The organism is Lacticaseibacillus hegangensis, assembly GCF_003946465.1.
Classification (GTDB): Bacteria; Bacillota; Bacilli; order Lactobacillales; family Lactobacillaceae; genus Lacticaseibacillus; species Lacticaseibacillus hegangensis.
The window spans coordinates 36,040-60,983 of the sequence record NZ_RHOL01000016.1 but is presented as its reverse complement, the minus strand read 5'-3'; the positions used below and the strand labels follow the sequence as shown (position 1 = coordinate 60,983).

Genomic DNA, 24,944 nt, shown 5'->3' with positions numbered 1-24,944 from the left:
TACCGATGCATGGCGTAACAGCCTAGACCACTATCAAGAATTCGTTATCATCGTTGCACTTGACTTGAAAATTGAGGAGCTAATTTTGCGATGTCCCTCTTCGGCCGAACTCGGGAGAAAAGAAGAACGGCAATCAGCAGTGCGATTGTACTCCCGGTCCCACCAATTTGACCAAAGACATCACGGAAGGTGTTGGTCAAAATATACGGAGCTGGTTTGCCGTGAGCAAACGCCAGCATATTCTTGTTCATGTTAATCAGCAGAACCGGATCAAGCAGCGTACTGTTCACGAACGGGTGAATCCCAAACCAGAAGAACGAACTCCCAATGCCGTAGATGAAGAGCATACCAGGAAGGCTCGTGTTTACTCGACGAAGCGGTTCCTGAATGATTGTCGTGATGAACGCCATGATGCTGCTGTTCGTGAAGACAATCAGCAGCGCACCGATCAGAGCAACAACTGACAGTGTGATCATTGACGGAATCAATGAGTCAAAAGACTGGCCAACTGCTGGCGGAATATTCTCACCGAGGTTGATATGAAGCTTCTTGATGCTTGAAACCTTTAAGAACAGCAAGGTCCCGAACAAACCAATCAGCAGCCCGGTAAACATACCATTGGCACCAATGTTGCTGTAGGATAATACGCCGGAGATCGACACCGGCTTCTTTCCACCAACCGGAATCAGATCAAGTGTCAGCGGCATTGTCATAATAAACGCCGCAATGGCAACAATACTGCACATGATTGGGTTCTTAAAGTTCTTGTTGCGACCCAGCATGTAGGCAACGACTGGTGCTACCATCAGTCCCCCAGCATTCAAGGTCCCGTTGGTGATGAGTGTTCCCCAAGTCTGAGTTTTGACCAATGCATCTCCCTTAAGAATAAGTGGGAAGAGAACATTATTCAGCAATACCCCAAAGCCGGCGAGCGTATACAATGGCATGATCATAACGAATGCATCGCGCAAGGTTCTCATATAAAGATTATTGGCGAACTTGGCAGCAAACATCGTTAGCTTATCAACAAAGACGTTTGGCTTTTCCATGATGACCTCCTTGGTTCTATATTTGTAAAGCCAAGGACATTGTAAACGCTATCCGTAATCTTGTAAAGCCAAATATAAAATTTTAGTTTACATGATGAGCGGCCTCGTTTATACTCATCTCGTGTCAAAGAGTCAAGATAGCAAAAAGGCCGCATCTATATGAATAGATGCAGACCTTGCTAAAATTTCCCTTGGGAGGGAACAAAGATACCAAAACGCCCTTTGTCGTATTTCTGATCAACAATCGAATATTCGAACGGCGTCCCGTTCTCAAGATATACCACGTTGGTAATGACTAGGACTGGATCAGTGCTCTCGTTGCCCAAAAACTTGATATCGTCTTCGGAAGACTTCTTTGCGCTGAACTGCCTGTATGCTCCCCCGACTTCCAGGCCCAAAGATTCCTGGATGTAGTGATAGACTGACTTGCTTAAGATGTCGTCACTCAATCCTGGAATGATACTGATCGGCATGATGGTGTGCTCAATTGAATACGGAGCCTGATCCACCAGTCTTAACCGCAGTATATCGTAGACCGCATCAGTCGGACCAAGGGACAGTTTATCGCGTTCCGTTTCTTCCGGATATCGAATCTCGAATTTCAACACCTTGCTGGTGACCTTATGTTTGCCTTCCATTAATTTCGAAATTCCGACATATTGGTCGACGCCAATGTCTAAATTCGCCAGACTATCGATGTTGTTCTTAACGTAAGTTGCGGACCCCTGTTGAGAGTAGAGATACCCCTCTGCTTTTAGCAGTGATAGCGACTTTTGAATCGTCATTCGACTGGTCTTGTATTCGTCTGCCAGATTTTTTTGGCCCGGAAGCGGCTCGCCTGGTGCATAAGTCCCCGCTTGGATTTTTTTCTTGAGATCATTGGCAATGTCAATGTATTTAGACATAACTACCTCCTTCGTAAGATGAGCTTACAAGTCACACATAAGTGCATTATAACGCGAAGACATGTAAGTTCAAACTACGAAGAGATATAGATTAAGGAGTGCAATCATGGCAATTCTAAAAGATGGCTTTTATTGGGGTAACTCCACATCTAGCATGCAGACTGAAGGTGCTGCGTTGACTGATGGCAAGGGCCCCTCTGTGTATGATGTGCGCAGCCAAGACATCTGGGAAAGTGCGATTGACGAATACCACCGCTACAAGGAAGATATTCATCTGATGGCCGAGGCTGGCGTCAACTGCTACCGTTTCCAGATTTCTTGGAGTCGAGTCTGCCCCACTGGAGACGGAGACTTCAACGAAGCTGGAATCGAGTTTTATTCCAAGTTAATTGATGCGCTCATCAGCGAGGGCATCACCCCCATGGCTTGCCTCTATCATTTTGACATGCCGCAACACTTGGCGGAAAAATACGATGGATTCATCTCTGATCACGTGGTCCAAGCCTTCATTCGCTACGGGAAGGAAATGCTGTCGCGTTTTGCCAGCAAGGTCCCGCTCTGGCTAACGTTTAACGAACAGAACCATTACGGACTGCCCACTGTATTCAGCATCAGCGGCTATTCCGGCAATCAATCCATTCGTGCACTCTATCAGATTCAGCAACACGTGATGGTTGCACATGCAGCCATCGCAAATGAAGTTCATACCAATTACCCAGGCCTGAAAATTGGCGGCATGCTGGCCTATCAAGAAGTCTATCCTCACAGTCCCCTTCCTGAGGATGTCGCTGCTGCTCGCAAGTTCGGTGAATTTGCTAACTTTAACCTGCTATCACTGTTCACTACGGGCCGGTATTCCACCGAAGTGTTGTCGTTCATGCACCAGCAACGACTAGACGACATCTTAGACACTGACGAGATGAAAACAATTTCGCAATGTCGTAGCGACTTCATCAGCTTGAGTTATTACTCGACCACCACCATCGATAGCACCAAAATCCCGTTAAATACTGCCCCTAATTTGTTCCTCCTCAAAGGTGAGAAAGCAAATCCGTATCTTTCTTGCAACGAATGGGGCTGGCAAATCGACCCTCTTGGCTTCCGTACGGCCCTGACGGACATCTATAACCGTTGCGGTTTGCCCGTTTTCCCGATTGAGAATGGCGTGGGCATGCGCGAAGAATGGGACGGCACTCACCAAATTGCTGACGACTACCGAATCGCCTACCATCGAGATCACATTGCTGCACTCAAGGATGCAGTCGCCTATGACGGTGTTGATGTCTTGGGTTACCTGGTATGGGGTCTCATCGATATACCGAGCTCTAAGGGGGATATGGATAAGCGGTACGGGTTTGTTTACGTTAATCGATCTAACCAGGAAACCTACGATTTACAACGTGTACCCAAAAAAAGCTATGAATGGCTCCGCAGAGTCACGAGCAGTAATGGTGAAGTGTTGTAAGCCTGCATTAGCCTTTACAGCTCTTCTGCAGACATCATTGGATGGGTTTCTTCGCTGATGACGTCTGCTTTATGTGACTAGTCGGTGGCAGGCAACCCAGCACACCCTCCTTTCAAAACCCCGCCCAGCAATAAATTTTTTGTTCAGATGACATCCAGCTTGGCGGCCCCGCGTTGTCCGTCACCCATCTATGAAGTGTCAGTTGGCTCTAGTTGTCTTCGAAATGTGAACACGCCTGACCCCAAATTCGCGCAGAAACAGGCGATTTTTAGACCACCTGCGGTGAGTTGGCGGCCCCCTGCGGCTGAACTCGCGTCAGATTCACGATCTGATGAAGCGGAGACTGCTGATTTTTCTGTCCTCGGCGCAGGTGCACGTGCTGCGGCTCAAACGCTGTAGTCTCGGCGAGGACCCCGCTTCCCTTTTCCTCAAAAGGGCTTGAACTTCGGGCTTGGGCTTACTGTATGGAGGGGGCAGCACGCGCGCGGGCTGGTGGCGTGGGGGCGAGGCGCTCGGCGGCGCAAGAGGATGAGGCTGAGTGTTAATAGGTAAACCTATGTGGGTCGCAGGTCGGTGTTGTCGGCGTGAGGGCGGGCCTGGGGCGGGCCTGGGCTGGGACTGCCGGCCGGAGGGCGGTGGGCAACAGGCCACACCCGCCCGGCGGTGCCAGCCGGGTACCTGAGGGAGTGCGGATTCTCTGACCGTGAAGGGCGGCAGCCCAGGTCAGGCGGCGCGAAGCGGCGCAAGCACTTCTGGCCGGTGAAGGGCGGCAGCCCAGGCCAGGCGGCCGGAACGGGCGCAAGCACTTCGTGGGGCGGTGGCGGACGGCTGCCATGAGACTGAGCAGGAGGGCGGGACTGCGACCGTGTCCCGCCGGGGCTTGGCGGGTCGCGGGCGCATTCCCGACCGGGGCCTCTAATCGCACTATTTGTATATGGTACACCCCTACCCGAACTGCTATAGTGAATTTAGCTACTATATAAATGTACGGGGGAACAGCTATGGCAACATCAAAGAAATCCGGATCAACGCGAAACACCAAATCCCACGACAATCTAAACTCAAAGTCGAAAGTCGGGTCAAAACGCCTTTCAGATCTTGCCGACACCACTATTAAGGCAATCGGCCCACAGGTTGTCGAGAAAGGGAGTGCCTTTTTCGCAGCTCATCTGAATAAACACAACGATGATATCAACATGCCCGACCTGGTCGGCCTGCCGCTCGCTGAGGCTAAGCGCATTTTAGTGTTCTACAAGTTTCAGTACTCGATTGTTAAAGTTGACCCAGATCCGCAGTACGCGAAGGTGAAGCCCAACTCCATTTTGACGATGTCTCCGGCAGCTAACACTAAGGTCACGGCGAACACCAAGACTTTTGTGCGCGTCTCATACGCTGACAAAGCCACGGTCGCTGCCAGCCAGAAAATCATCGACGATCAGATTGCTGCCGACAGAGCTGCCGAAGAAGCCGCTCAAAAAGCTAAGGACGACGCGCTGGCCGCTAAACAGGAGGCTCGCAAAGAACTGGCTGAAAAGCTGACTGGCGAGGCGAAGAAAGGTATCAAGACGCTGGCATCGGGCACCGGTCATTTGATCAACAAAATTCCCCTGCCCAAGAAGACCCCCAAAGTCACCACGGCACCTAAAGATGTTGAAAATCCGGAAGAGATCGATCCGAACCGTGATGAACAGAACAGCAAATAAAAGAAGGCTCGCAGCTTACCTCAGTGTCTGGTAAGTCTGCGAGCCCTATCTTTTAGCTGAACAAGATTGATGTTCTGGCCCCCTAAGGCCTCAAATAATCTCAGCGCTGCCTCGCTCGCGCTCCCTAGCAATCAAGTCGGAGTACCACTCGATCCCGCGTTCCCAGTGTCGCAGCATATCGATCTCCTGCTTCTCCAACTCCGGCATAGAGCCATCGGCTATTCCGCGATTGTAGGCCTCGATGATGTCGCCATCGTCATCGACCCTTAAAAGCGCACGTACATACGCCATCGGGCCATCATCATTCAATAGTTTCGCGACCAATTCTTCCCTGCTCACTGGATCCAGATCGTCATAGTACCCGTCTTCTGCAAATGTCTCACGCAGCAGGTTAAATTCCCTGAGAAGCTCGTAGTTTTCAACCTCTCTCATCATCTCCAGATGGCTGATTCCCCACGTAGCAAACATGGCGGGATACTGCATACGCCCAAGGTCGTCCCTTCTATACTCACTCATTGGTCAATCCCTCCTGTCAGCGGGCATCATGAGTCGCTGTCATCAACACCGACCACCAGATGGCTCTTGATCAACTCCTCTTTCTTGAACTCACTCTTGTAAGAAAAAAGCCGCGCTGACTTGCGGGTCAACGCGGTGAAAGGTGGAAAATCCCAAGTACCAGGGTCAGGATACTGCCTGAAATGAGCCTTGTCATCTAATTTGACTCGGCATCTATACAAAGGCTACTCTGCAGGCTTGTCCGCCATGATACTAGCAGGCTCGCCAAGAATGCGCTGGAACGTCCTCATTTGCGACGGAGTCAAATCCCCCAATGGGAGCTCACTCACTGGGACTTTCTCGTCAGTAACATCTCTTGCAGTGACTAGCTTCCACCACAGCGTCTTATCGATCCCGCAGTTACCGCAAGTCCGAGGCCCAATCACCCCAAACTCTCCCAGTCGCGGCGGGTAGTCCCAACCATCGTTAAAAGCGTCCTCGGGTGTGGGGTACATCTTCACTGTACCGCAGCCTTCGCAGATATAGATCAGTCTGGAGTAATCGATCTCTTCAGCCATTTAGTCGTCCCCCTTTAGCCAACCACCTGAACTGCTGATGCAAGCATCTCAAACTGATGTACGCTCAGATTTTCAACCTGCATAGAATCCTCATGCGGACTTCCTTGATAGGTACCAACTAAGATAAACCGCCCGTTCGTGTGATGCGGGTGGCCGCCATATGACAGGGTCAATCCGTCCCCCGTATCAACCGGATCTGGAATAAAGATCACATTCACGTCAGGATTGGTTACGCCGTCATACTCAAAGTCGAATGACTGATCAGGATGTTCGTCCAACCATCTGTCTAAGTAACCCCAGGCTCCGCTGCTTTCTCTCGGGGTCAGCCATTCTAAGTGCGTTACTCCCACCCGGAAAATTCCCACCGCATCGGGTTGACCATCGAGAGAAACAGGATCATCCATCGTCATTCCGTCTCCTCGAATCCAGGATCGATGGCTGGCATCGTAAAAGTGCCCGTAATCCCGGCATGGTCAAGCCTGCTGCCGGCCGGCTTAGGATCATAGCGCAGATCATCGTTCATCTTGATGCCCGCGCTGATGGCAATGTGATCGATGGCTGTGTGATATCTGCCATCCTCGCTTGTAAACGAAGTGCCATTGGCTCGCAGCAGTCTTAAGCCCACCTCAGCCAGCTTGGCTTCTTGCACCTGGAAACTGATTGGGGCCTGAGCCAAGTTTTCATAATTGCCACTCTCCACGATGCGAGCATGATTGAAGTCGCCGGCTATGAGGAGTTCATCAGCGCCTTCCTTCTTCAACTTCTTGACTAGCTCAAGGAGCTCCGGTAGTGCAACGTCCGCCATGTCCTGGTAGTCCGCCGCCAAATCTGCCTCTTTCCCAAGCGAAGAGTGAAGCCGGACACTGGCGATTCCCAGTGCGCGGCCGTCCGGCTGCGGTACCAAGGTGGCCAGGTAATCTAGTCCAGACTTCTGACTCGGCTGGAAGACCGGCAGCTTGGTGCGCGCAGGTACCAGACGCGAGTTCAAGGCCAGCGCACAGGTATTTGCCAAGGCCTTCGGGTCTCTTGAATCGTGGAAGGTGTAATAGCCTGCCTCCTCTAGCATGGCCTCAAAACGGTCGTAACGATTATCGAGATAGACCTCATTGAAAGCAAAGATGTCGATGGATTCACTGTTGCTCCACTCAGGAACGACACCATTTATCAGATCTGGATTTGTGTAGTTACTACGCCCGTTTAAATTCTGCGCAAGGAATCGGAACTGTATAGGCTCTAGCCGCGCAATGTAGCGACTCATCAGCAGGGACGGATCGAACAACGAGCAGGTGGCGTTGCACTGATCTTTAAGCAACTGGATCAGGGCGGCAACTTCGTCTTTGGTTGGTAGATAATTGCGCGAGGATGTATTCATCAACCTTCTAATCTGTAAGAGCACCCTCGACACGCGGCTCTCTGCCAGAGCGAGAAACCGCGCATTCTTTTCATCTACCGGCAAAATCTTCAGATTGCGCTTGGCTTGTAATGCCAGACGCTCAGGCGTTGGCTCGATTCCTTTACTTGGCCGAGTAAAACGAAATTCACTTGGCACCTCTTCGGCGTTTGGATCCTCTACATCAGGAGAAAAGTAATCCTCCAGATACTGAACTTGTCTCTTCCACGCTCGATACATCTCTCTTGCATTTGTTTGAGTGTACGTGTAAGTCTGCGGCCGATCCGAAAGTACCTGAACTAACTCAACCACGGCCGTCAGGTCTCGAATTCGTCGTGTCGTCACTTCCACGAACTTCTGATGCCGGTCTGCTGTTAGTGGTTCCATATTTTTGCCCTCCATTATTTCGTGTTTATATGCTGCTCCGCTATTACTCTTTAAACATACGCCCCTCCACATACTTTGGCAAGAAGAAATTTAATATTCAGCAAAGACAAAAAAGCCGCCACAGACGCACTGCTGCGGCGGTAATAAATAGCTAGGGCCCAATACTGACTTAATCTGTTTGTTTCTCTGCCTGATTCTCCGCAACGCGCCGCATCAAAGTGGCCTTTGAGACATCGAATGCGCGCGTGGTCTCTTTAACGGTGTGCGTCTTGTAGTAGTCGAGCATCTGCTCGAGCCGCTCGCCCGCAATAACCGGCTTACGACCCTCGCGGAAGTGCGGATCGTGCGCTTTGGCGTACGCCTTGCCACCCTGGGTGCGCTCAACAATCATGTCGCGCTCGTACTCGGCAAAAGCGAGCATCATGGTACGCATCATTTTTGCCATCGGGGTGAGGTCGCCATTCTTATTGGTCTCAAAAGTCCCAATATTGCCGATGCGCAGCGTGACGCCTTTGGCCTGTAGCTTATCCATGACTTCCAGAGCCTCTTTGACGTTACGGCCCAGGCGGTCGAGCTTGGCAACAATCAGGGTATCGCCGGATTGAACGATGGTCAGGAGCTTCTGGAACTCTGGGCGATCCACCGTGGTGCCGGTGAATTTTTCGCTGTAGATCTGTTGGGCACCCATTTTCTTCAGCTCTGAAACCTGCTCATCCAGACTCTGGGCCGGGGTGCTGACCCGGGCGTAGCCGTAGATGGTACCGGTACCTGAGAATGATCTCTGGGCCGCTGTCTCCTTAACAGGCATGTGCTTCGGCTGAGGTTTCTTTTCTGCTGTGCCCTCGCCTGCCACGGGTGACGGGTCGGCAATCAGGCGGTTAAGTTTATTCCAATCCGCCACTGCCAGGATCTGAACGTCATCATTGGTTGATGATAGGACTGTCTGCTGGTTGAGTGCGCCTTCCTGCAGAAGATAAGTCACGACCCGCTCCCAAGCTGGAGTCCAGCTCTTGGCTGACCAAACCGACCGCCACCGGGGCTTGACCTGATTTTCAACATCGCGCTCATTGATCAGCTCCAGCTCTGGCGCCTGCTTCGGGTGTATCGTCTTGGAGCCGATTTCGCGAGCAATGGCGACCGCCATCTTGTCGACCGGCGTCTCTGGTTGCGGGTGCAGATCAAGCTCAGGCCGACCTGCAGCCATGTCAGCGGCGACCTGCTTCGCCTTTTCACCATCCATAATAGTAATCTCGGTTCGCGATTCGGTCTCCCCGCGCTTGGTAAAGTTATACGCCTCTGCCGCCGCGCCGGCGTGCCGCATCCGATCCAAGGCTTTATTGAATGCAAGATTCCAAGCGCCACCCTCTAGCGAAATGCCTGGGGCTGTTCCGTCTTTCTCGATTCGCAACTTAATCAGAGTTTTGCTGACACGACGGTAGCCATGCCGAGTGAAGTCATAGATTGCCGACTCACTGATTGCCTTCGCGATTGCAACTGCTAACTGATCCGATTTCGATGCCTTGGCCATGTGACTTCCCCTTCTCGATTAGAGACTAAGATATGAGACCTATCCAAGCCTTATTTTACGGGGGTGGTGTCTTTGTGTCAATACTTTTAAGTTGTGAGACTCGAGAAGCCTCGCAATTCACTATCAAGCCTTCCCTTTCTTCTACAAAGACTTTCAGATGCCAGAAAGAAAAAAGCCTTAGCACATATTGAAAGCGCTGTCTAAACGTGCTACCGTCAAGATGTTCAAACATTCACAATATATGAGGAGGTTTTATCATGGCTGTTGACGAATTAACCGGCAAGGTTGTATTGGTAACAGGTGCGGCAATGGGTAATGGTTTGGGAATTGCGCGTGTAGTTGCAAAACATGGTGCCAAAGTCGCTTTAGCAGATATTTCTCCAAAACTAGATGAGACGGTCGCGTCTTTCACCCAAGACGGGTACGAGGCATTTGGCGTAAAAATGGATGTGTCGAGCACTGAAAGTGTGAAAGCTGGCGTGCAGCAAGTTCTTGATCATTTTGGAACCATTGATGGTCTGATGAACAACGCTGGCGTTATCAAACTAGGTTCATTACTAGCAACTAGCGATAAGGATCGTGACTTCCAATTCGACATCAACATCAAAGGTGTCTGGAATGTAACGAAAGCCGTTCTTCCAACGCTAATTGCTAATAAATCCGGCCACATCTGCAACATGTCTAGCGTGACTGGCGTCAAGGTTGCTGATCCTGGTGAATGTGCGTACGCAACGACCAAGGCAGCTATTATGGGATTCACCCGTGCAGTGGCGCGCGAGGTCGCTGAGTATGGCATTACTGCCAACGCGATTCTTCCGGGCTACGTTCAGACACCAATGGCCGATCAAATCGCAAGAGAATCAACGCCAGATGATCCGGACGTCACTACCCGTGGTATTGCAGATGCAGTGCCTCTGCAGAAGCGCCTGGCAACAATCGATGAAATTGGGGAACTGGCATCATTCCTTCTTAGCGACCGTGCCAGCTACATCACGGCAACACCAGTTGTCATCGATGGTGGCAGTACATTGCCTGAGACGGTTTCTGTGGGTGCATAGTTATGGCTGCCGGAGGGTTAAAAAAGAGCCTCAATCTAGTCTACGTTTATATTGCCGCAACCGGGGCAATCTTCACCTACGTTGCTTACTGGGACTCGGTATTCTATAAGTACACCGGTGCCGGTACTTTTCTCGCATTCGCCCTTATGGCGATTTGCATCTTGCCTATTGGCTTTGTCTATGGTGAATTATCTTCCATCTTTAAGCAAAACGGCGGTGAACTCATCTACAACACTGTTGGTCTGAATAAACACCTGGGTTTCTTTTCCTCATGGCTGATTATGGCGGCCTGGATTTCTGTCCCGCCAGCTGTTGTCATGGGTATCATGACATGGATCAACTATCAGTTCCACGTGCACATGAGTTTCCAGACCATCATCATCTTTGGCTTGTTGCTTCTGCTGATATATTTCTTTCTCAGCCTGCAAGACGTAAAAGTGTTAATCAAAGCGCAGGGCATCATGCTCTTTGTCAACATTGCGACAACGCTGATTACTAGTTTCATGCTGCTCTTCAGCGGTCACTGGTCGTTCTCAAACTTCACCCCGCTACTTCACTCAGGGCTGGCCAGTACTGCAGGAATTCCGGCGTGGATAATCGGTATGGCATTGCTGATCACGCCGTTCTTCGGGTTTGAAACAGTACCTGAGCTGGTAGAAGAGGGAGATTTCCCAATTAAAAACACAAGCAAAGCAATCCGTGGTTCGATTCTCACCTGTGCGGCTATCTATGTCTTCTACTTCTTCTGCATTGCAGGTCTTGGCACCAGCAGTCAACTGCTCACAGCACATTCCGCAAATGGCTTCCTAACCATTGTGGCAATGCAAGACCTTCTGGGATGGCGCGTTTGGCCACTGATTTTCGGATTCTGCTCTGTCCTACTAGGTATGGGTGCTTCACTATTAGGCTTCTGGATGGCTGTTGTCCGCCTGCTCTATGCAATGGGTGAGCAGAATTATCTACCTAAGGCCTTCATGAAGGTCAATAAACACCAGCAGCCCATCCTACCGAATGTCTTCCTGCTAGTAATTAGCGTTATCTTCATCTTTCTTCAAAACGCCAGCACGTTTATGGAAAGTTTCTTCAACCTAATGGCCTTTAGCTGCGCCTGCGCATATGCACTGACAATGATCAGCGCAATACGGATACATGCTGCGCACCCAGACTGGGCAACCTATAAACTTCCTGGTGGGCAGGCGACCCGTATTATTGCACTTGTTGTTGCGCTTCTGGTCGCATTCTTCACGGCTCTTGGTCAGGGCATCAACTCATGGCTGTCATTTGCTGTCTATGTCGGTGTTGGTGTTGCTCTGTGGCTATGGATGGTTCTGCGACGGTGGAAGCACAGTAAGGTCGAAGTCAACACGCCTGACGGTCCACAGGAGCTCTAATTTGTCTCGGAAATCAGCCGTCAAGAAAGATTCAAGCTCAGTTTACTGAGTTTGAACCTTTTTTGACGGCTTTAAGTCTCGTCAGATTCGCTAGCTAGTCGCGCTCATCGCCTCTTGTCGAGTTTTACCCCGAGCAACCTGAATCGTATACCTATATATTATCGCCACTAAACAGGCCTTCTTTCATTCGGCGGTCAAAGATACAAGCGGCTAAAGATACAAATTGTTACGGTGGATTTCCAAAAAACGAGTGTGTTCAAATAATAAAGTGTAAAAGATTGACAGCGCTTTCTCAAGTGCTATAATTCTATTGTCAAGTAAATATGTGTTAAATGAAGAGCTACGAAACAAAGAATGCTCGAATCTCAACTGCGATGGTGCAATTGAGTTGCGAATAATCTTTTTTCGGGCTCTTTTTTTGTTGCTAAGGGGGGATATTTTATGGATAAGAATCTTCATTGCATCATACCGTCTGTTGTAAATCTCAAGTTCTTAGATCAGGCTTGCCGCACTCCCTCATCCATTATCTTTTTGACTGGCTGCAATATTGGCAACCTACAGGCTGTGGTTAGGCGGGTCCATAAAGCACACAAACTGGCTTTTGTTCATCTGGAATTCCTTTCCGGATTCAAGGCCGATCATGAAGGCCTAAACCTGCTTCATACGATGTTCAACTGTGATGGGGTCGTCTCAACTAACATTAGGAGCCTTTCTCTGGCAAAGAAAATTGGCTTGCAGACAATCTTTCGGCTGTTTCTTGTCGACTCTGTCTCCTACGAACGCAGTAAGAGTGCCCTGAAAGACGAAACCTTCACAGCTATCGAACTACTGCCGGCTATCAACGCCGTAGCCCAATTTCCCTTGATTTGGACCAGCGGGCTGAAGGCGCCACTGATTGCTGGCGGCTTTATTCGGACTCAGAACATGATCAGCAACGTCTGGAATGCAGGCTTTGATTATCTGGATACCAGCCAACCGGATCTTTGGATCCCTGCTTCCAAGGACTTTCTCACCAATAAGGAGGTTGAAGAGGATGTCTTATAAGTTCAAACAGATTCACGTTAAGTCAAATGGTCGTCGAGTAACTTTCTCTAACATTACAGATGAGGTTAAAGACTTTATCAGCAACAGTGGCATTGAAAATGGTATCTGTGTAGTTTCGAGTCCGCACACGACTTGTTCCGTTGTCTTTGACGAATTCACACATGACAAAGACTGGAATGGTGACGAACTACTACAGGTCGATCTTGTAAAAATTCTGGATAAGGTCGTTCCCCGAGAACTCACAGAAACAGATTATCTCTATCCCGGTCCTAAACACGTCGCTTTCTTAAAAGAGTTGAATGAAAAAGATCCTTCATACGACGCAGATCCCGCAACAATCCTGAACGCCGACGCTCACATCCGCGCCTCTCTCTTTGGCTCAAGCCAAACCATTATCATCAATCAAGGCGTTCCCCTTATTGGTTCAGTTGGTTACCTGTATTTTGTTGACTGGGATCAAAATCGCACGCGGACTCGCAAATGTAACCTCGCTATCATCGGCGACTAACCTAATCAAACTCGTATACAAAGGAGATGCTAAGAAATGGCTCAAAAGTATGTTATGGGTATTGACTTTGGCACTAACGGAGTTCGTGTCGGAATCTTTGCCCTTGATGGTCGTGAGGTCATCTTCTCAACCGAGGATCTAAAAACCTATATTCCTCATAACGGCTGGGCAGAACAAAGTACTAACGAATGGTGGGAAGCGCTCGGCAAAGCTTCAAAGAAGGCGCTGGCGCAATCGAAAGTTCGCCCCGAAGACGTCCTTGCTCTTAGCTTTGACGAAACAAGCTGTACTGTAATTGCCTGTGACGATAGAGGAAATCAGCTTCGAAACGCCATCTTATGGATGGATGTACGAGCAACCAAAGAGGCGGCCAAGGTCTCGCAGAGCGAAGATCCCACACTTGGAATTAATGGATTTGGTAACGTGTCACCCGAATGGATGATGCCAAAGGCAATGTGGTTAAAACGCAACGAGCCTGAAGTCTACAATCAGGCCAATGTCATCTGTGAGGCTGCTGACTGGCTTGGTTTTAAGCTCACGAATACTTGGGCCTGCAACGTGAACAACGCTTCAATTCGCTGGTACTACGATGAAAATAATGGAGGTTGGCCAGTTAAGTTCTACGAGCGCATGGGAATTGGCGACGTTCTGGATAAGTTCCCCCATCAAATGAATCGGCTCGGCGACAAGCTGGGTGTCCTAACTGAGGAAGCTGCCGATAACCTTGGCCTGTTACCAGGAACAATTGTTGGTCAAGGCGGGGTTGACTCAAACGTTGGCCAAGTTGGTATGGGAGCAATTCATGACAACGACACAGCTCTAGTCACTGGTACCTCACACCTGCTCTTCGGTGTAACGTCGACCAACGGTCATCGCCCCGGCATCTGGGGAACGTATTCAAACAGTATTACAAAAGGCCTGAACTTGATCGAAGGTGGACAAATCTCAACCGGATCAATCATCAAGTGGTTCGTAACTAACATGTGTTCTGATCTTGTCGCTGAAGCAAAAGAGAAGCATGTCTCAGTCTATGATCTGTTAAATGAAATGGCTGAGCCGCTCGAACCCGGTAGCGACGGTCTCATGATGACTGATTTCTGGCAAGGAAACCGGTCCCCATACACCGATGGCGAAATTAGGGGTATGTTTTATGGCTTATCACTTAAAACTGATCGTGGAGCAATGTACCGTGCCATTCTTGAAGGCATTGCCTACGGCACAGCAAACGTTATCGAATCTTTTTCGGAAAATGGCTTTAATCCTGAGAATATTATTGTCTGCGGGGGTGCAGCGTATAACGATTTCTTCTTACAAATTCACGCTGATGTGGCAAACGTTCAGTTAAAAGTGCCAAATCAGCTTGAAGCACCCGTCTTTGGATCAGCAATCTTGGCCGCAGTTGCAGGTGGTGCGTACCCTGATATCTTCACGGCTGTAGATCGTATGGTAACTTACGACAAAGTTATTACGCCAAATGCTGAGAACCATAGCAAATATGAACGCTACTTTGCACAATACAAAAAGATCTATCCAGAATTTAGCGACTGGATGCATTCAGTTACTAACCTTTCTAACGAATAATGGTCAGTTTGACCTTGGGAGGAACGGTTTATGAATCAAACAGGGCTATACGAAAAAGCAATGCCGATAGACATGAAGCTTACCGACAAACTCAATCTGGCAAAAAAACATGGGTTTGATTATCTACAACTCAGTCTTGACGAATCGCCACAAAGATTAGAACGTCTTGACTGGTCTAGAAATCAAAAAAAAGAGCTCGTCGATTACATGTTTGATCATCAAATCCGAATTGGCTCGTTATGCTGCAGCGCGAACCGTAAATGGCCAATTGGTCACCCTGATCAATCAGTTCGTGAAACGGGCATACAAGTAATCAAAAAAGCCGTTGATTTGGCCGTCGACTTGGGCGCAAGAAATATTCTTACCTCTGGCTATGATGTTTACCAACAAACCAAAACACCACTCTCACGAGAAAATTATATAGAAAGTCTGAAAGAGTGTGTCAATTATGCAGCTTCAAAGCAGGTAGTTCTCTCGATTGAGGTCATGGATGACGAATTCGCCGGTAGCGTCACGAAAATCCTTCAGATTGAACGAAGTATTCAATCGCCCTTCCTCCAAGTCTTTCCTGACTTGGGCAACCTTACTGCATGGGTCGGTAATCAAGCCGGAGATGAGCTGGAGTCAGGCTTCAAAAATATCACCGAAATCCATTTCAAGGACGGTCGCTTAGTAGATCCCAATAGCAAATTAGATAGCTTTCGTAATGTCCCCTACGGCGAAGGCGACGTCGATTTTGATGGACTGATGAAAGTTCTAGGTCGTCTGAACTATACAGGTCCATTTGTTATCGAAATGTGGGCGCATGACGCAGGCTACGAAAATGAAATCGCCGTAGCTAAGCATTTCCTCGATGGCTATCTGCAAAAATATCATTTCGATAAATAGGAGGAACTATCATGCTCGTATCTTCAAAAAGTTTATTGCTTCAAGCGCGTAAAAGTCACTTTGCCTTCCCTCACTTTAATTTCTGGGACAGCAACTCTATTCGCGCTGAAATTGCTGCAGCAGAGCAGCTAAATCTTCCGGTTATTCTTGCTTGGGCTCAGAAACATTCACCGGAGCTCAATATTTACGATGCCCTTGCGCTCGGTAAATACTTCGGTTCGAAAGCTTCTGTCCCTGTTGTGCTTCATCTTGACCATGGTACAGACCCTGAGCTCGTAAAGTACGGAGTAAGTAATGGATTTACTTCGGTCATGATTGATGCCTCAGATAAACCGCTTGCTGAGAACATCAATATTACCAAAGACGTTGTTGCCTTCGCTCACCAGCGGGGTGTTGTTGTTGAGGCTGAGGTTGGGCACGTAGGAACTAACTCAACAACAGATAACAGTATGTATACCGAACTAAATGTCGCCAAACAATTTCAAGATCAAACGCTATGCGACTCTATGGCTGTATCAATCGGAACCTCACACGGTGTCTATAAAACAAAAACGCCTCCAAAACTCAATTTTCAGAGGCTTGAAGAAATCCGAGAAGCCACTTCAATTCCTCTGGTATTACATGGAGGCTCATCATCCGGAGACGACAACTTGACTCGATGCGCAGAGGAAGGTATTGCCAAAGTTAATATCTACACAGACCTCGCCAATATGGCCTTGAATGCCAGTCAAGCTAAACAATTTGACTCAGAGGCAGACATGGCGGCCTACCAACGTCAACAAGTCAAAGAACTGGCACTACACTATTACTCGGTCTTTGAAACAGCTAAGTATCGTTACGAAGTCTAAGAAAAGGAGCGCTCAGAAATGAAGAAGCCTTTCTTTATTGTTAACCCAAAGTCCTACCTGTATGGCACGGAAATTCTTAAATTAGCCCGGCTTACAGATAAGGTGGCGGCAAAATACAATATTGATGTTATGTTCACTGCTAAATTAATCGATTTTCCCGAAATCATGGCAAATACGAGCCATCTAATTTATACAGCTCAGCATATGGATGCCCTCACTCCTGGCCGAGGTATGGGAAAAGTCCTACCTGTTGCCTTAAAAAATCGCGGTATTCAAGCCGTCGTATTAAACCACGCCGAGCATCCGCTCACACTTGCTCAGCTAGACGCCAGTATGGTTCTCGCCAAAGACCTTGGCCTCATGACCATTGTTTGCTCCGACACCGTAGCACAAAGTAGAGCAATCGCAGAACTGCATCCTACTGCAATGATCTGTGAACCAACCAGCTTGATTGGCACCGGTAGCACTAGCAACGATCAGTACATCAAAGACACAGATGCTGCAATTCGCTCCGTAGATCCAGCGATTCTCATTATGCAGGCCGCCGGGGTAAGTTCTGGTGAGGACGTTAAAAAGGTCATGGCGTTAGGCGCGGACGGTTCGGGAGCCACAAGTGGCATTATTAAAGCCCCGGACTGGGAATCCAAGCTTGACGAAATGATTGGTGCCGCGGCTCAGTTTTCAACTAGATAGGCTCACTGGACACTGCTGAATCTCAAGTTTCAACAAAGGAAAGGAGAATCTCTCGTGGCAGTCATTCAAACCATTATCAACCTCGGTGCTGCGGTTATGATGCCAATAATCTTCTTCATCTTGGGGATTATATTCGGACTAAAGCCAAGCAAAGCGTTCAAAGCAGGTATGCTAGTCGGCATCGGCTTCACAGGTGTGAACATGGTAATTAACCTGCTGTTAACGAATCTTGGTCCAGCATCCAAAGCGATGGTAACTCAAATGGGATTAAAACTGACAGTCGTTGACACTGGGTGGCCAACCGCTTCCACTATTGGTTGGGGAACGCCCATCATGCCCGTTCTTGTTGTCAGCTTCCTAGTTCTTAACGCCCTAATGCTAGTCTTTAAACTAACCAAAACTGTTGACATAGACATATTTAACTACTGGATTTTCCTGCTGCTCGGCGCCGTTATCTACGCAGCCACGAATAGCTTTTGGCTGGCCGTCGTCATGACACTCATTGTCTTCGGCATCACCCTGGTCGTCGCGGATCTGACAGCTCCTTATGTTCAAAAGCAATACAACCTCAAGGGTATTTCTTTCCCTCACCTCACCTGCCTTGCTTGGGTTCCGTTTGGGATAGTAGGTAACTGGATTTGTGAAAAGATTCCTGGCCTTAATAAAATTAAAATGGATCCAGAAACAATCCAGAAAAGATTCGGAGTTCTCGGGGAGCCACTTACGCTTGGTTTCTTACTAGGCTTAGCCATAGGTATTATGGCACATTTCCCAATAACGAAAATCATCTCACTGGCTATCAACGTTGCCGCGGCTATGTATCTATTGCCTAAGATGATTGACGTCCTGGTTTCTGGCCTTGTTATTGTAAGAGATCAAGTAGAGGGCCAATTAAAGAAGTGGTTTCCTAAGCGAGAGTTTTATATTGGCATGGATACCGCACTTCTCATTGGTGAGCCATCAGTGCTCGCATCCGGCCTGATTCTCATTCCAATTGCTATTGTCTTGGCCTTTATACTGCCAGGAAACAAAGTGCTGCCGTTTGTCGACTTGGCATCACTCATGTTCTTACTGGCACTGATAACACCGTTTGCCCATCGCAATATGCTGAGAATGATTGTCTCAGGAACTTTGGTACTTATCTGTATTATGTATGTGGGTACCAGCATTGCACCCTTCTACACAAAAGCAGCTGTTCAAAGCGGTATCGCTGTACCAAATGGGATTAAATACATGACAAACTTTATTGGTAGTGCCACCACTTGGATTGGCTGGGTTTTAACTGAAATAGGCCTCATGCTTAAACCTTTGCTGTAGCTCTTCTCTCCTAACCCCTGAACATAACGTGTTTACTTGACAGCTAACCGTTATATAGTCAAATTTACAATTAAGTAGACTCACTCCACTCTGTTGGAGAAAGAATTCCTTTGTGATTGCCAGACGAAATATCATAATTCATCTGATAATCATGGAGGAATTTTACTATGCGCTCATGTAGCCAGACAATCCTGGAGAAACTTTAAACCGTTACGGGAATCTCACAGTCAGTCCCCACTCCAAGCACAACTGCTATAAAGCGCGGAATTAATCTGTATTCAATCTATTCTTAGCAGACTCCCTTTGACTGATATGGTCTCTAAACGCCCGAGAAGCAAACAGAGGAAGTGCTATGCAACAGTGAGCATGCAAAACTCAATACTAGTCTATCTGAACGGAAAAGAACGCCCAAAGGGCCTGCACCTGGCAAAGACTAAACTCTGCTCATCAGCAGCAGGACTGCTTTTCCAAGTGCCGAATCTACACTTTAAGTGTAACAAATCAGCTAAAAGGCTACACTCCTACGCACCCTATGTGTTATTTCGCAACGATTGATTCGCTTGTGGTGTCTCCTGTCTATGCTGCATGCTCGGCTCAATACCGATAAGGTCGTAAGCGACAACGAGACCGCAGTCATTCACATCTCACCGGTAAAATCGTACAGTCTCGTATCATTGACAACGATGCTGACACGCAAAAAATTGCTCGAATCTAGGTACCCCTATTAAAAAGGTAGCAGCCTGCGGAACTCTAATCAAACTTCTGCCACTTCTTCAACTGATCCTGCAGCTGTGTGTTAAAAGGACTCTTGCCAACCAGCTCTCTCCGGGGAGAACTTGGGACAGCCTTTGGTTGAGTAGTGCTCTCTACACTGTGATACTTCTCGTATAATTGCTTTCTCTTAGCGTGGTCGGCCGCTTGTTTTTGGATGAACTGGGCATGCAAGAGATCGCGCTGTTTTTTGCTAGCAGTCCTCTCTCGCAGCATCTCAGCCTTTTGCTCGTCTTCGCGTTTCTTTTGCTGAAGTAACTGCCTCTTAAGCTGCTCAAGGTCTGAGCTCTTGCTCTGATTCGTGGCGCTGTCACGTTGTCCATGTGCGTGCTTTTTCTTGTATGCTGTGGCACGTTTAGCCGCAGCCCTTAAGCGCTCACGCTGCCGTTCCTCCATCTTCTTGCGATCTTCTGGAGTTAGCTTAGCAAGCTTCTCCTGATAAAGGTCATCGATACCTTGTCTCTTCTTGTGCCGCGGCAACGGCTTCGGTTCTTCAGCACGGAGCGGCTCACTCGAAACGGGACTAACAACGTTCTCCTCTTCCAGCTCGGCTCTAGGACGCGGCAAATCCTTCGCATCAGGATTATATTCCCCGATATTCCTGTTCTTACCCTCTTGGGAATAAACCGGATTCTCTTGATGAAAGCCCTGATAAGGAACGCCATGCAACTCAGCCAAGGTCATCGCCACAGCCTCATCAAAACTATAGTTGCTATGCAAATATTCCTTGCTTGGACTCGCGACTTTTACCGGAGGCTTCTGCTCTCCACGGGGACCAGAACTCGCAGAACGCGGCACTTGTCCTTGGAACTCAGAAACGAACCTCTTCAGAGCATTCTTATCACTCTTCGTCAGGGGCAAATCGGCAACCGCAAAACCATGAAGCCGTCGTGCGACTATCGATTTAGAATTGCCAAACTCCCCAGACATCGCAATCTTACGCATACCGTTGGCACTCGGAAACCGCTCCCCTATCCGATACCGCGCCAGCATCTCATCCATCTTGCGTTGCACCTGGTTAAAATTAGCAAACACCTCTCGCGATACCGAAACAGGTATTCCCAAGTGCTGCATGAAATGACTCGATCCCAGATTAACTCGCCGATTGTGACCATCTGTGGAGACCAATTGGTACTGATAGCGGAGCTGACGGCCGCACACACACCTCAAGTTTGCTGATCTACGGGGATCAGACTTCCTGTATTCCCAACCGTAATCCACTCGAATCCCGATAAAACGCCAGCTCGGGGCTTCGTCAAAAACCATATTCATCACTTGATCAGAAAACGTCAGCTGGATGCTCTCCGCATAAGCCTCGCGTTGTTGCTGAGTCATCTTCATCAAGATGACCGCTCTCTGATCGCTCGTAAAAGTCACATCGGTAAACTTCTTCTGCCTAGGAGCTCGCTTGTGGACCTTCTTTTTCAACACCGGTTCCCCCAATATTTAGGTATGCAAGTATTAAATCGTTCCACGTGGGAATGACCCACCAAACGTTTATATAAATGTACCCGAATACAGTTCCGATGTCATATATAAAATCCCAAACTATCAAAATAAAAATAACAGTTGTCTCCGTTCTACCTCCTACTTTTTAAAATCAATCTTCAGGTACCCACGGCAAAGAAATATCAGTAACCTCATTACCGAATTCCCACATTGGCAACGCCAACTGTCGACAAACAAACTCGAAGTCATCACCTGAGATCTGAGCAGACTGGCGCGCTAATTTTGAAGCACCAAAAGCGACTAAATACGCTAAACCAGGCGTTCTTGCGAAGAACAACGCCTTTCCATTCTCGTCTTTCTCCTGATCAATCACCTGAAAAACATCATCGACATTCAGCCAGTAGCGTCCATACCTATCCGCATCGACACCCTGAACAGAACAGCTAAAAGACTTCGTCACTCTGTAAGTTTCGAGACTCATCATGCCACCTCCAAAAACCTCAGTAAAAGCTCAAAGCAACTATATCGCATCAACGGGAACGTCAAAAGGGGAGCCCTAACTAGATATATGTAATGGCGATTGTGACCATTTATTTTGCTTATCCATCTGTTTCAAAAAGTTGCCAAATTCAAACCTCAATGACATCTGCGTAACTGTCGCATGGTCACCCGCACGACGCGTCCTCACACTTCTAGTCCGTCTTTCTTCCATCACGTACGCAGCAATCATTTGCGCGGTTGCCAAATACAGGCCGCCATTGCGTCCGCGTACGCGACGAACACTCATCTGCGCACGATTGGCAAGCTCATTCAGCACCCGCACTAGCGACTGTCGACTGATTCCAAGACGCTGCTGCAACTCGGCGTACGTAAACCGCGCATGACCACGGACAAGATCTGTGGCCTCCTTTGTCAGGATCAGCAGATCCCGCGCCCATTCTTCCTGGTGAGAGTACTTCCGCTGCTGCCGTGGCTTTCGAAAATGCGACCACGTCTGCGCCCCGCTATTTATCGTGACGCCCGGCGCGTACCGCTCGCACAGCTCACGGACATAACTCATATTGGCCCCGTGATAGCGCCCTGAGTACGCCGACCGCACGATTGCACGTACTTCGCTGTCTCGCAGCGGCTGAGCCTGAAAACTCGACCACTGATCCGCGTAGTCCCGCGCCTGCTCCTCCGGCACGCCTGAAGCATACTGCGCCAGCACCAGCGTCAGCAAGGTATTATTGCGTCCGTATCCGCTCCCCTTCGCACAGGGCACCTCGGCGCGCGTCAATGCATCAAACCAGGCTGTATGCACCTGATCACTGACTATCTGCGGCTGTGCCGTCGCCAGAGGCTCTCCGATACGCATCGACCATGCTCGCAGTTCAGCAAATGTCGGCCTGGCATCCTCGTCAACTTCGACCAGGCTCTCAGCAGACGGCATACGGAAAAAGCCGAAATCATTGGCTCCGGTGTCAGTATATGGATTGCGAGCCGCGACAGCCGCACGAATTGCCTGGGATATGCGTTTTGCTGATGTCAAAGCCGGATAACGCCCATCCTCAGTGCGCCGGATCCAAACCGGCGAAGCCATCACGTAGTAGGCCTGGTAGCCATGCGGTGTCGACAAAATGCAACTCGGCCGTAGCACCTCTTCACCCAAACCAACCTCAAAGCAACTAGCATCAAACTCACTGTAGTCAGGCTTCTCCCCTACCGGATAGTCAACATCAACTACGAAGGTCGTGATTGCCTTGAGGTTCTTCTCCTGGTGCCCGCAAATTGTGCCAAACTTGCTACCACGGCGTTCATAAGTCCCATACCGGAAGACATTCGGCGTCCAGTGCGAGGCCCCTTCAGCATCAACCACGGCCTCCTGAGACGTCATCACGACCCCTTGCGCCGCCCGCAGTAGATCCTTGGTCCAGCACACAAAAACCGCCCCACTCTTACGCGGAGAACCATCCGGCACCAGCGCCGATTGCTTGTAGCGCCGCGCCGAAAGTGTGTCTTGTAGAATGATTTTGATCATGTCTGCTGCGTCAGTCTTGCGCATCATGTCTGCTCCCGTCTCAAAGGTATCAAAAAGGCGCAGTGCCGTGCTTTGCGCACACTACGCCAATTGCTGACGAGCGTACACAAACCCAGAAAACACCGCGCACCCTTGTCAACCTTCCCAAACGGGTTTAGAATGACCTTATCAACTAACAAATAAATTTGTTTGTAGGGCGCTACCGATTGCCGTCGGTGGTGTTTTTTTGTGCCTTTATTCCATTGCCCTAAGTATCTTAGACCTTGGTTCGAAAAACAATAGACTGAGCCAACTCGTTCATTTACCACTTACCATAATGGTATAACCATTTACCATTATGGTATTACCATTTACCACCATATCAAGAATTGTGTCTTGCCAGCGTTTTTCTCGGATAATATCGTTCTCCTCAATAGTGGTAAATGGTATTACCACGTACCATTTACCACATACCACAACATACGCGTAACCGAGACACAGCAATTCCCGACATGGTGGTAAAGTTTTAAAGTACAGCTGCAATAGTGAATAATGGTAAGTGGTAAATGGTATTACCACTATGCACTGAATCCTAATATAAAGCGTTTCTTGACATAGTGGTACATGTGAGGGTACACTTTGGTCAAAATCAGGGGAGAGGTGCATTATGACTGCAACTGTACTGAGTTTTGCCAACTTCAAAGGCGGCGTGGGTAAGACCTCGACGACTGCACTGGTGAGCTGGAGCCTGGCGAAGAAGGGCAACAAGGTGCTCGACATTGATTTTGATGCGCAAGCCAACTTGACGTCGCTGCTGCTGAAGACCAAATCCAACCAGTCTGACATCATCACGATTGATTCATCACTGATGGCTGCCATCAACGATAACAAGCCGCTCGACGACATCAAGATTGAGATTACTCCTAACTTAGATCTCATTCCGGACGCTGTCGATTTTTCTCAATATCCGCGATTCCTAGATCGCGAATTTAAGGAAGAAATCGACAAGGTGAGCTATTTCCGCAAGCTGATTGAGCCGCTGCGCGAAAAGTACGACTACATCTTCATCGATGTACCGCCGACACTCAGCCTGTCGAACGATACGGCGTTCTATGCCGCAGACCAGATCATTGTTGTTCTACAGACGCAGGAGCGGTCGTTGTCAGGGGCGGAGAACTTCATCAGCTACATCCAGAACACGCTGATCGATCAGTTCAACAGTCCTGTCGACATTCTTGGCATCCTGCCAGTCCTCAGCAAACGTAATGCCGCCGTTGATCGTGAGATCTTGAAGGCTGCTTCCACCGAATTCGGCGAGGAGAACATCTTCCAAAACCGGGTCATGATCATGGAGCGCATCAAGCGCATGGATATGACCGGCATCACAGACGATCTGCACGATGGCTGGGACAAGAAGGTTCATGCGGTTTTCGACGACGTGGCGGACGAAATCGTCAAAAGGCTGGGGGCGAACTAAATGGCGTTAGTCACTCACAACAACACACCCAAAAACGAGCCAAAATCTGCCGGCAGCAAGCGCAAGCTGCTGACGCGTGGTCCCAAGGTTGAGGTCAAAGAACAAGTAGGGCGTCAGGCTTTCACCGACGAAGGGGAGGGGACACCCGCCAAAGTCGATATTCCCGAAACCGTGACGATTCCAACTAACGTCCGCGTCGACAATCACGTCCGCAACCAGGTTCAGGCGCTGATCAACTTGGGTTACGGCGAAACAACGAAGGACGTCATTCAGAGTCTGCTCAGCGAGCGCGTCGAGCAACTGGAAGATTCCGAGTACAAACGCTTCTCCGACATGGTCAACATCCTGGAACAAAAAGACGTGCTGCATGCCGCCAGCAAGAAGCGGAAAACTCGCTAGTCTGGTGCATGGTGGTAAATG

At 49.0% G+C, this 24,944-nt stretch carries 23 protein-coding genes; 13 read left to right on the top strand and 10 right to left on the bottom strand.

What is annotated here, in order from left to right; translation table 11 throughout:
• Window positions 1–47: 47 nt before the first annotated feature.
• Entirely contained in the window at window positions 48–1,049 is a 1,002-nt protein-coding gene (locus tag EKM86_RS06515) for a PTS sugar transporter subunit IIC (RefSeq protein ID WP_125756259.1), read from the bottom strand.
• A gap of 179 nt (window positions 1,050–1,228) precedes the next feature.
• Window positions 1,229–1,954: a GntR family transcriptional regulator gene (locus EKM86_RS06510; RefSeq protein WP_125756257.1), complete on the bottom strand. Its 726-nt coding sequence runs from the start codon at window positions 1,952–1,954 to the stop codon at window positions 1,229–1,231.
• 106 nt (window positions 1,955–2,060) lie between these two features.
• Between EKM86_RS06510 and EKM86_RS06505 the strand changes: the two genes are divergently transcribed.
• Window positions 2,061–3,419 carry a glycoside hydrolase family 1 protein gene (locus EKM86_RS06505; RefSeq protein WP_125756255.1) on the top strand — a complete coding sequence of 453 codons (1,359 nt, stop codon included), beginning with the start codon at window positions 2,061–2,063 and terminating at the stop codon, window positions 3,417–3,419.
• Between the two features lie 1,001 nt (window positions 3,420–4,420).
• On the top strand, window positions 4,421–5,122 hold the full coding sequence (locus EKM86_RS06500) for a PASTA domain-containing protein (RefSeq protein ID WP_164506192.1): 702 nt from the start codon (window positions 4,421–4,423) through the stop codon (window positions 5,120–5,122).
• Between the two features lie 90 nt (window positions 5,123–5,212).
• Here the strand turns inward: EKM86_RS06500 and EKM86_RS06495 are convergent, their stop codons facing one another.
• The 5 genes from EKM86_RS06495 to EKM86_RS12605 all read right to left on the bottom strand — a co-directional run bounded on the left by EKM86_RS06495 (window position 5,213) and on the right by EKM86_RS12605 (window position 9,500).
• On the bottom strand, window positions 5,213–5,638 hold the full coding sequence (locus EKM86_RS06495; RefSeq protein ID WP_125756250.1) for a hypothetical protein: 426 nt from the start codon (window positions 5,636–5,638) through the stop codon (window positions 5,213–5,215).
• Between the two features lie 224 nt (window positions 5,639–5,862).
• A complete protein-coding gene (locus EKM86_RS06490; RefSeq protein ID WP_125756248.1) occupies window positions 5,863–6,195 on the bottom strand; it encodes a hypothetical protein in 333 nt (110 codons plus the stop codon).
• A gap of 14 nt (window positions 6,196–6,209) precedes the next feature.
• The gene (locus EKM86_RS06485) at window positions 6,210–6,605 is read right to left on the bottom strand and encodes a hypothetical protein (protein ID WP_125756246.1); all 396 of its coding nucleotides are present in this window, start codon (window positions 6,603–6,605) and stop codon (window positions 6,210–6,212) included.
• Entirely contained in the window at window positions 6,602–7,972 is a 1,371-nt protein-coding gene (locus tag EKM86_RS06480; RefSeq protein ID WP_125756244.1) for an endonuclease/exonuclease/phosphatase family protein, read from the bottom strand. Before EKM86_RS06480 ends, EKM86_RS06485 begins: the two co-directional genes overlap by 4 nt.
• A 169-nt stretch (window positions 7,973–8,141) precedes the next feature.
• Complete coding sequence (locus EKM86_RS12605; RefSeq protein WP_318530644.1) at window positions 8,142–9,500, bottom strand: recombinase family protein; 1,359 nt, start codon at window positions 9,498–9,500, stop codon at window positions 8,142–8,144.
• Window positions 9,501–9,757: 257 nt separating this feature from the next.
• On the opposite strand from EKM86_RS12605, the gene ucpA reads away from it, so the two are divergent.
• From ucpA to EKM86_RS06430, 9 genes are all read left to right on the top strand, one after another.
• The gene (gene ucpA, locus EKM86_RS06470; protein WP_125756242.1) at window positions 9,758–10,558 is read left to right on the top strand and encodes an SDR family oxidoreductase UcpA; all 801 of its coding nucleotides are present in this window, start codon (window positions 9,758–9,760) and stop codon (window positions 10,556–10,558) included.
• A 2-nt stretch (window positions 10,559–10,560) separates the two neighbouring features.
• On the top strand, window positions 10,561–11,949 hold the full coding sequence (locus EKM86_RS06465) for an APC family permease (protein WP_125756240.1): 1,389 nt from the start codon (window positions 10,561–10,563) through the stop codon (window positions 11,947–11,949).
• Window positions 11,950–12,390: 441 nt separating this feature from the next.
• On the top strand, window positions 12,391–12,993 hold the full coding sequence (locus EKM86_RS06460) for a glycerol-3-phosphate responsive antiterminator (RefSeq protein ID WP_125756238.1): 603 nt from the start codon (window positions 12,391–12,393) through the stop codon (window positions 12,991–12,993).
• Entirely contained in the window at window positions 12,983–13,501 is a 519-nt protein-coding gene (locus EKM86_RS06455; RefSeq protein ID WP_125756236.1) for a YjbQ family protein, read from the top strand. Before EKM86_RS06460 ends, EKM86_RS06455 begins: the two co-directional genes overlap by 11 nt.
• A 36-nt stretch (window positions 13,502–13,537) precedes the next feature.
• Window positions 13,538–15,082 carry an FGGY-family carbohydrate kinase gene (locus tag EKM86_RS06450; protein WP_125756234.1) on the top strand — a complete coding sequence of 515 codons (1,545 nt, stop codon included), beginning with the start codon at window positions 13,538–13,540 and terminating at the stop codon, window positions 15,080–15,082.
• A 30-nt stretch (window positions 15,083–15,112) separates the two neighbouring features.
• A complete protein-coding gene (locus tag EKM86_RS06445; protein ID WP_125756231.1) occupies window positions 15,113–15,970 on the top strand; it encodes an L-ribulose-5-phosphate 3-epimerase in 858 nt (285 codons plus the stop codon).
• An 11-nt stretch (window positions 15,971–15,981) separates the two neighbouring features.
• Window positions 15,982–16,818, top strand: a complete 837-nt coding sequence (locus EKM86_RS06440) for a class II fructose-bisphosphate aldolase (RefSeq protein WP_125756229.1) — start codon at window positions 15,982–15,984, stop codon at window positions 16,816–16,818.
• A gap of 18 nt (window positions 16,819–16,836) precedes the next feature.
• Window positions 16,837–17,511, top strand: coding sequence for a triose-phosphate isomerase (locus EKM86_RS06435; RefSeq protein ID WP_125756227.1), 675 nt, complete (start codon window positions 16,837–16,839; stop codon window positions 17,509–17,511).
• 54 nt (window positions 17,512–17,565) lie between these two features.
• Window positions 17,566–18,828: a PTS galactitol transporter subunit IIC gene (locus EKM86_RS06430; RefSeq protein WP_125756225.1), complete on the top strand. Its 1,263-nt coding sequence runs from the start codon at window positions 17,566–17,568 to the stop codon at window positions 18,826–18,828.
• Between the two features lie 750 nt (window positions 18,829–19,578).
• Here EKM86_RS06430 and EKM86_RS06425 read toward each other — a convergent pair.
• From EKM86_RS06425 to EKM86_RS06415, 3 genes are all read right to left on the bottom strand, one after another.
• A complete protein-coding gene (locus EKM86_RS06425) occupies window positions 19,579–21,027 on the bottom strand; it encodes a hypothetical protein (protein WP_125756223.1) in 1,449 nt (482 codons plus the stop codon).
• 172 nt (window positions 21,028–21,199) lie between these two features.
• Complete coding sequence (locus tag EKM86_RS06420) at window positions 21,200–21,532, bottom strand: hypothetical protein (protein ID WP_125756221.1); 333 nt, start codon at window positions 21,530–21,532, stop codon at window positions 21,200–21,202.
• Between the two features lie 72 nt (window positions 21,533–21,604).
• A complete protein-coding gene (locus tag EKM86_RS06415; protein ID WP_225419369.1) occupies window positions 21,605–23,068 on the bottom strand; it encodes a primase C-terminal domain-containing protein in 1,464 nt (487 codons plus the stop codon).
• A 646-nt stretch (window positions 23,069–23,714) separates the two neighbouring features.
• Here EKM86_RS06415 and EKM86_RS06410 point away from each other — a divergent pair.
• Both EKM86_RS06410 and EKM86_RS06405 read left to right on the top strand, forming a co-directional pair.
• On the top strand, window positions 23,715–24,524 hold the full coding sequence (locus EKM86_RS06410) for a ParA family protein (protein WP_125756219.1): 810 nt from the start codon (window positions 23,715–23,717) through the stop codon (window positions 24,522–24,524).
• Window positions 24,525–24,923 (top strand): DUF5388 domain-containing protein, encoded by a 399-nt coding sequence (locus EKM86_RS06405; protein WP_125756217.1) that lies wholly within the window; start codon window positions 24,525–24,527, stop codon window positions 24,921–24,923.
• Window positions 24,924–24,944 lie beyond the last annotated feature (21 nt).

What these genes read in the sequence shown, in the direction of transcription:
- EKM86_RS06515 (WP_125756259.1), bottom strand. Translation starts at nt 1,049, where the DNA reads ATGGAAAAGCCAAACGTCTTTGTTGATAAGCTAACGATGTTTGCTGCC.
- EKM86_RS06510 (WP_125756257.1), bottom strand. Translation starts at nt 1,954, where the DNA reads ATGTCTAAATACATTGACATTGCCAATGATCTCAAGAAAAAAATCCAA.
- EKM86_RS06505 (WP_125756255.1), top strand. Translation starts at nt 2,061, where the DNA reads ATGGCAATTCTAAAAGATGGCTTTTATTGGGGTAACTCCACATCTAGC.
- EKM86_RS06500 (WP_164506192.1), top strand. Translation starts at nt 4,421, where the DNA reads ATGGCAACATCAAAGAAATCCGGATCAACGCGAAACACCAAATCCCAC.
- EKM86_RS06495 (WP_125756250.1), bottom strand. Translation starts at nt 5,638, where the DNA reads ATGAGTGAGTATAGAAGGGACGACCTTGGGCGTATGCAGTATCCCGCC.
- EKM86_RS06490 (WP_125756248.1), bottom strand. Translation starts at nt 6,195, where the DNA reads ATGGCTGAAGAGATCGATTACTCCAGACTGATCTATATCTGCGAAGGC.
- EKM86_RS06485 (WP_125756246.1), bottom strand. Translation starts at nt 6,605, where the DNA reads ATGACGATGGATGATCCTGTTTCTCTCGATGGTCAACCCGATGCGGTG.
- EKM86_RS06480 (WP_125756244.1), bottom strand. Translation starts at nt 7,972, where the DNA reads ATGGAACCACTAACAGCAGACCGGCATCAGAAGTTCGTGGAAGTGACG.
- EKM86_RS12605 (WP_318530644.1), bottom strand. Translation starts at nt 9,500, where the DNA reads ATGGCCAAGGCATCGAAATCGGATCAGTTAGCAGTTGCAATCGCGAAG.
- ucpA (WP_125756242.1), top strand. Translation starts at nt 9,758, where the DNA reads ATGGCTGTTGACGAATTAACCGGCAAGGTTGTATTGGTAACAGGTGCG.
- EKM86_RS06465 (WP_125756240.1), top strand. Translation starts at nt 10,561, where the DNA reads ATGGCTGCCGGAGGGTTAAAAAAGAGCCTCAATCTAGTCTACGTTTAT.
- EKM86_RS06460 (WP_125756238.1), top strand. Translation starts at nt 12,391, where the DNA reads ATGGATAAGAATCTTCATTGCATCATACCGTCTGTTGTAAATCTCAAG.
- EKM86_RS06455 (WP_125756236.1), top strand. Translation starts at nt 12,983, where the DNA reads ATGTCTTATAAGTTCAAACAGATTCACGTTAAGTCAAATGGTCGTCGA.
- EKM86_RS06450 (WP_125756234.1), top strand. Translation starts at nt 13,538, where the DNA reads ATGGCTCAAAAGTATGTTATGGGTATTGACTTTGGCACTAACGGAGTT.
- EKM86_RS06445 (WP_125756231.1), top strand. Translation starts at nt 15,113, where the DNA reads ATGAATCAAACAGGGCTATACGAAAAAGCAATGCCGATAGACATGAAG.
- EKM86_RS06440 (WP_125756229.1), top strand. Translation starts at nt 15,982, where the DNA reads ATGCTCGTATCTTCAAAAAGTTTATTGCTTCAAGCGCGTAAAAGTCAC.
- EKM86_RS06435 (WP_125756227.1), top strand. Translation starts at nt 16,837, where the DNA reads ATGAAGAAGCCTTTCTTTATTGTTAACCCAAAGTCCTACCTGTATGGC.
- EKM86_RS06420 (WP_125756221.1), bottom strand. Translation starts at nt 21,532, where the DNA reads ATGATGAGTCTCGAAACTTACAGAGTGACGAAGTCTTTTAGCTGTTCT.
- EKM86_RS06415 (WP_225419369.1), bottom strand. Translation starts at nt 23,068, where the DNA reads ATGATCAAAATCATTCTACAAGACACACTTTCGGCGCGGCGCTACAAG.
- EKM86_RS06410 (WP_125756219.1), top strand. Translation starts at nt 23,715, where the DNA reads ATGACTGCAACTGTACTGAGTTTTGCCAACTTCAAAGGCGGCGTGGGT.
- EKM86_RS06405 (WP_125756217.1), top strand. Translation starts at nt 24,525, where the DNA reads ATGGCGTTAGTCACTCACAACAACACACCCAAAAACGAGCCAAAATCT.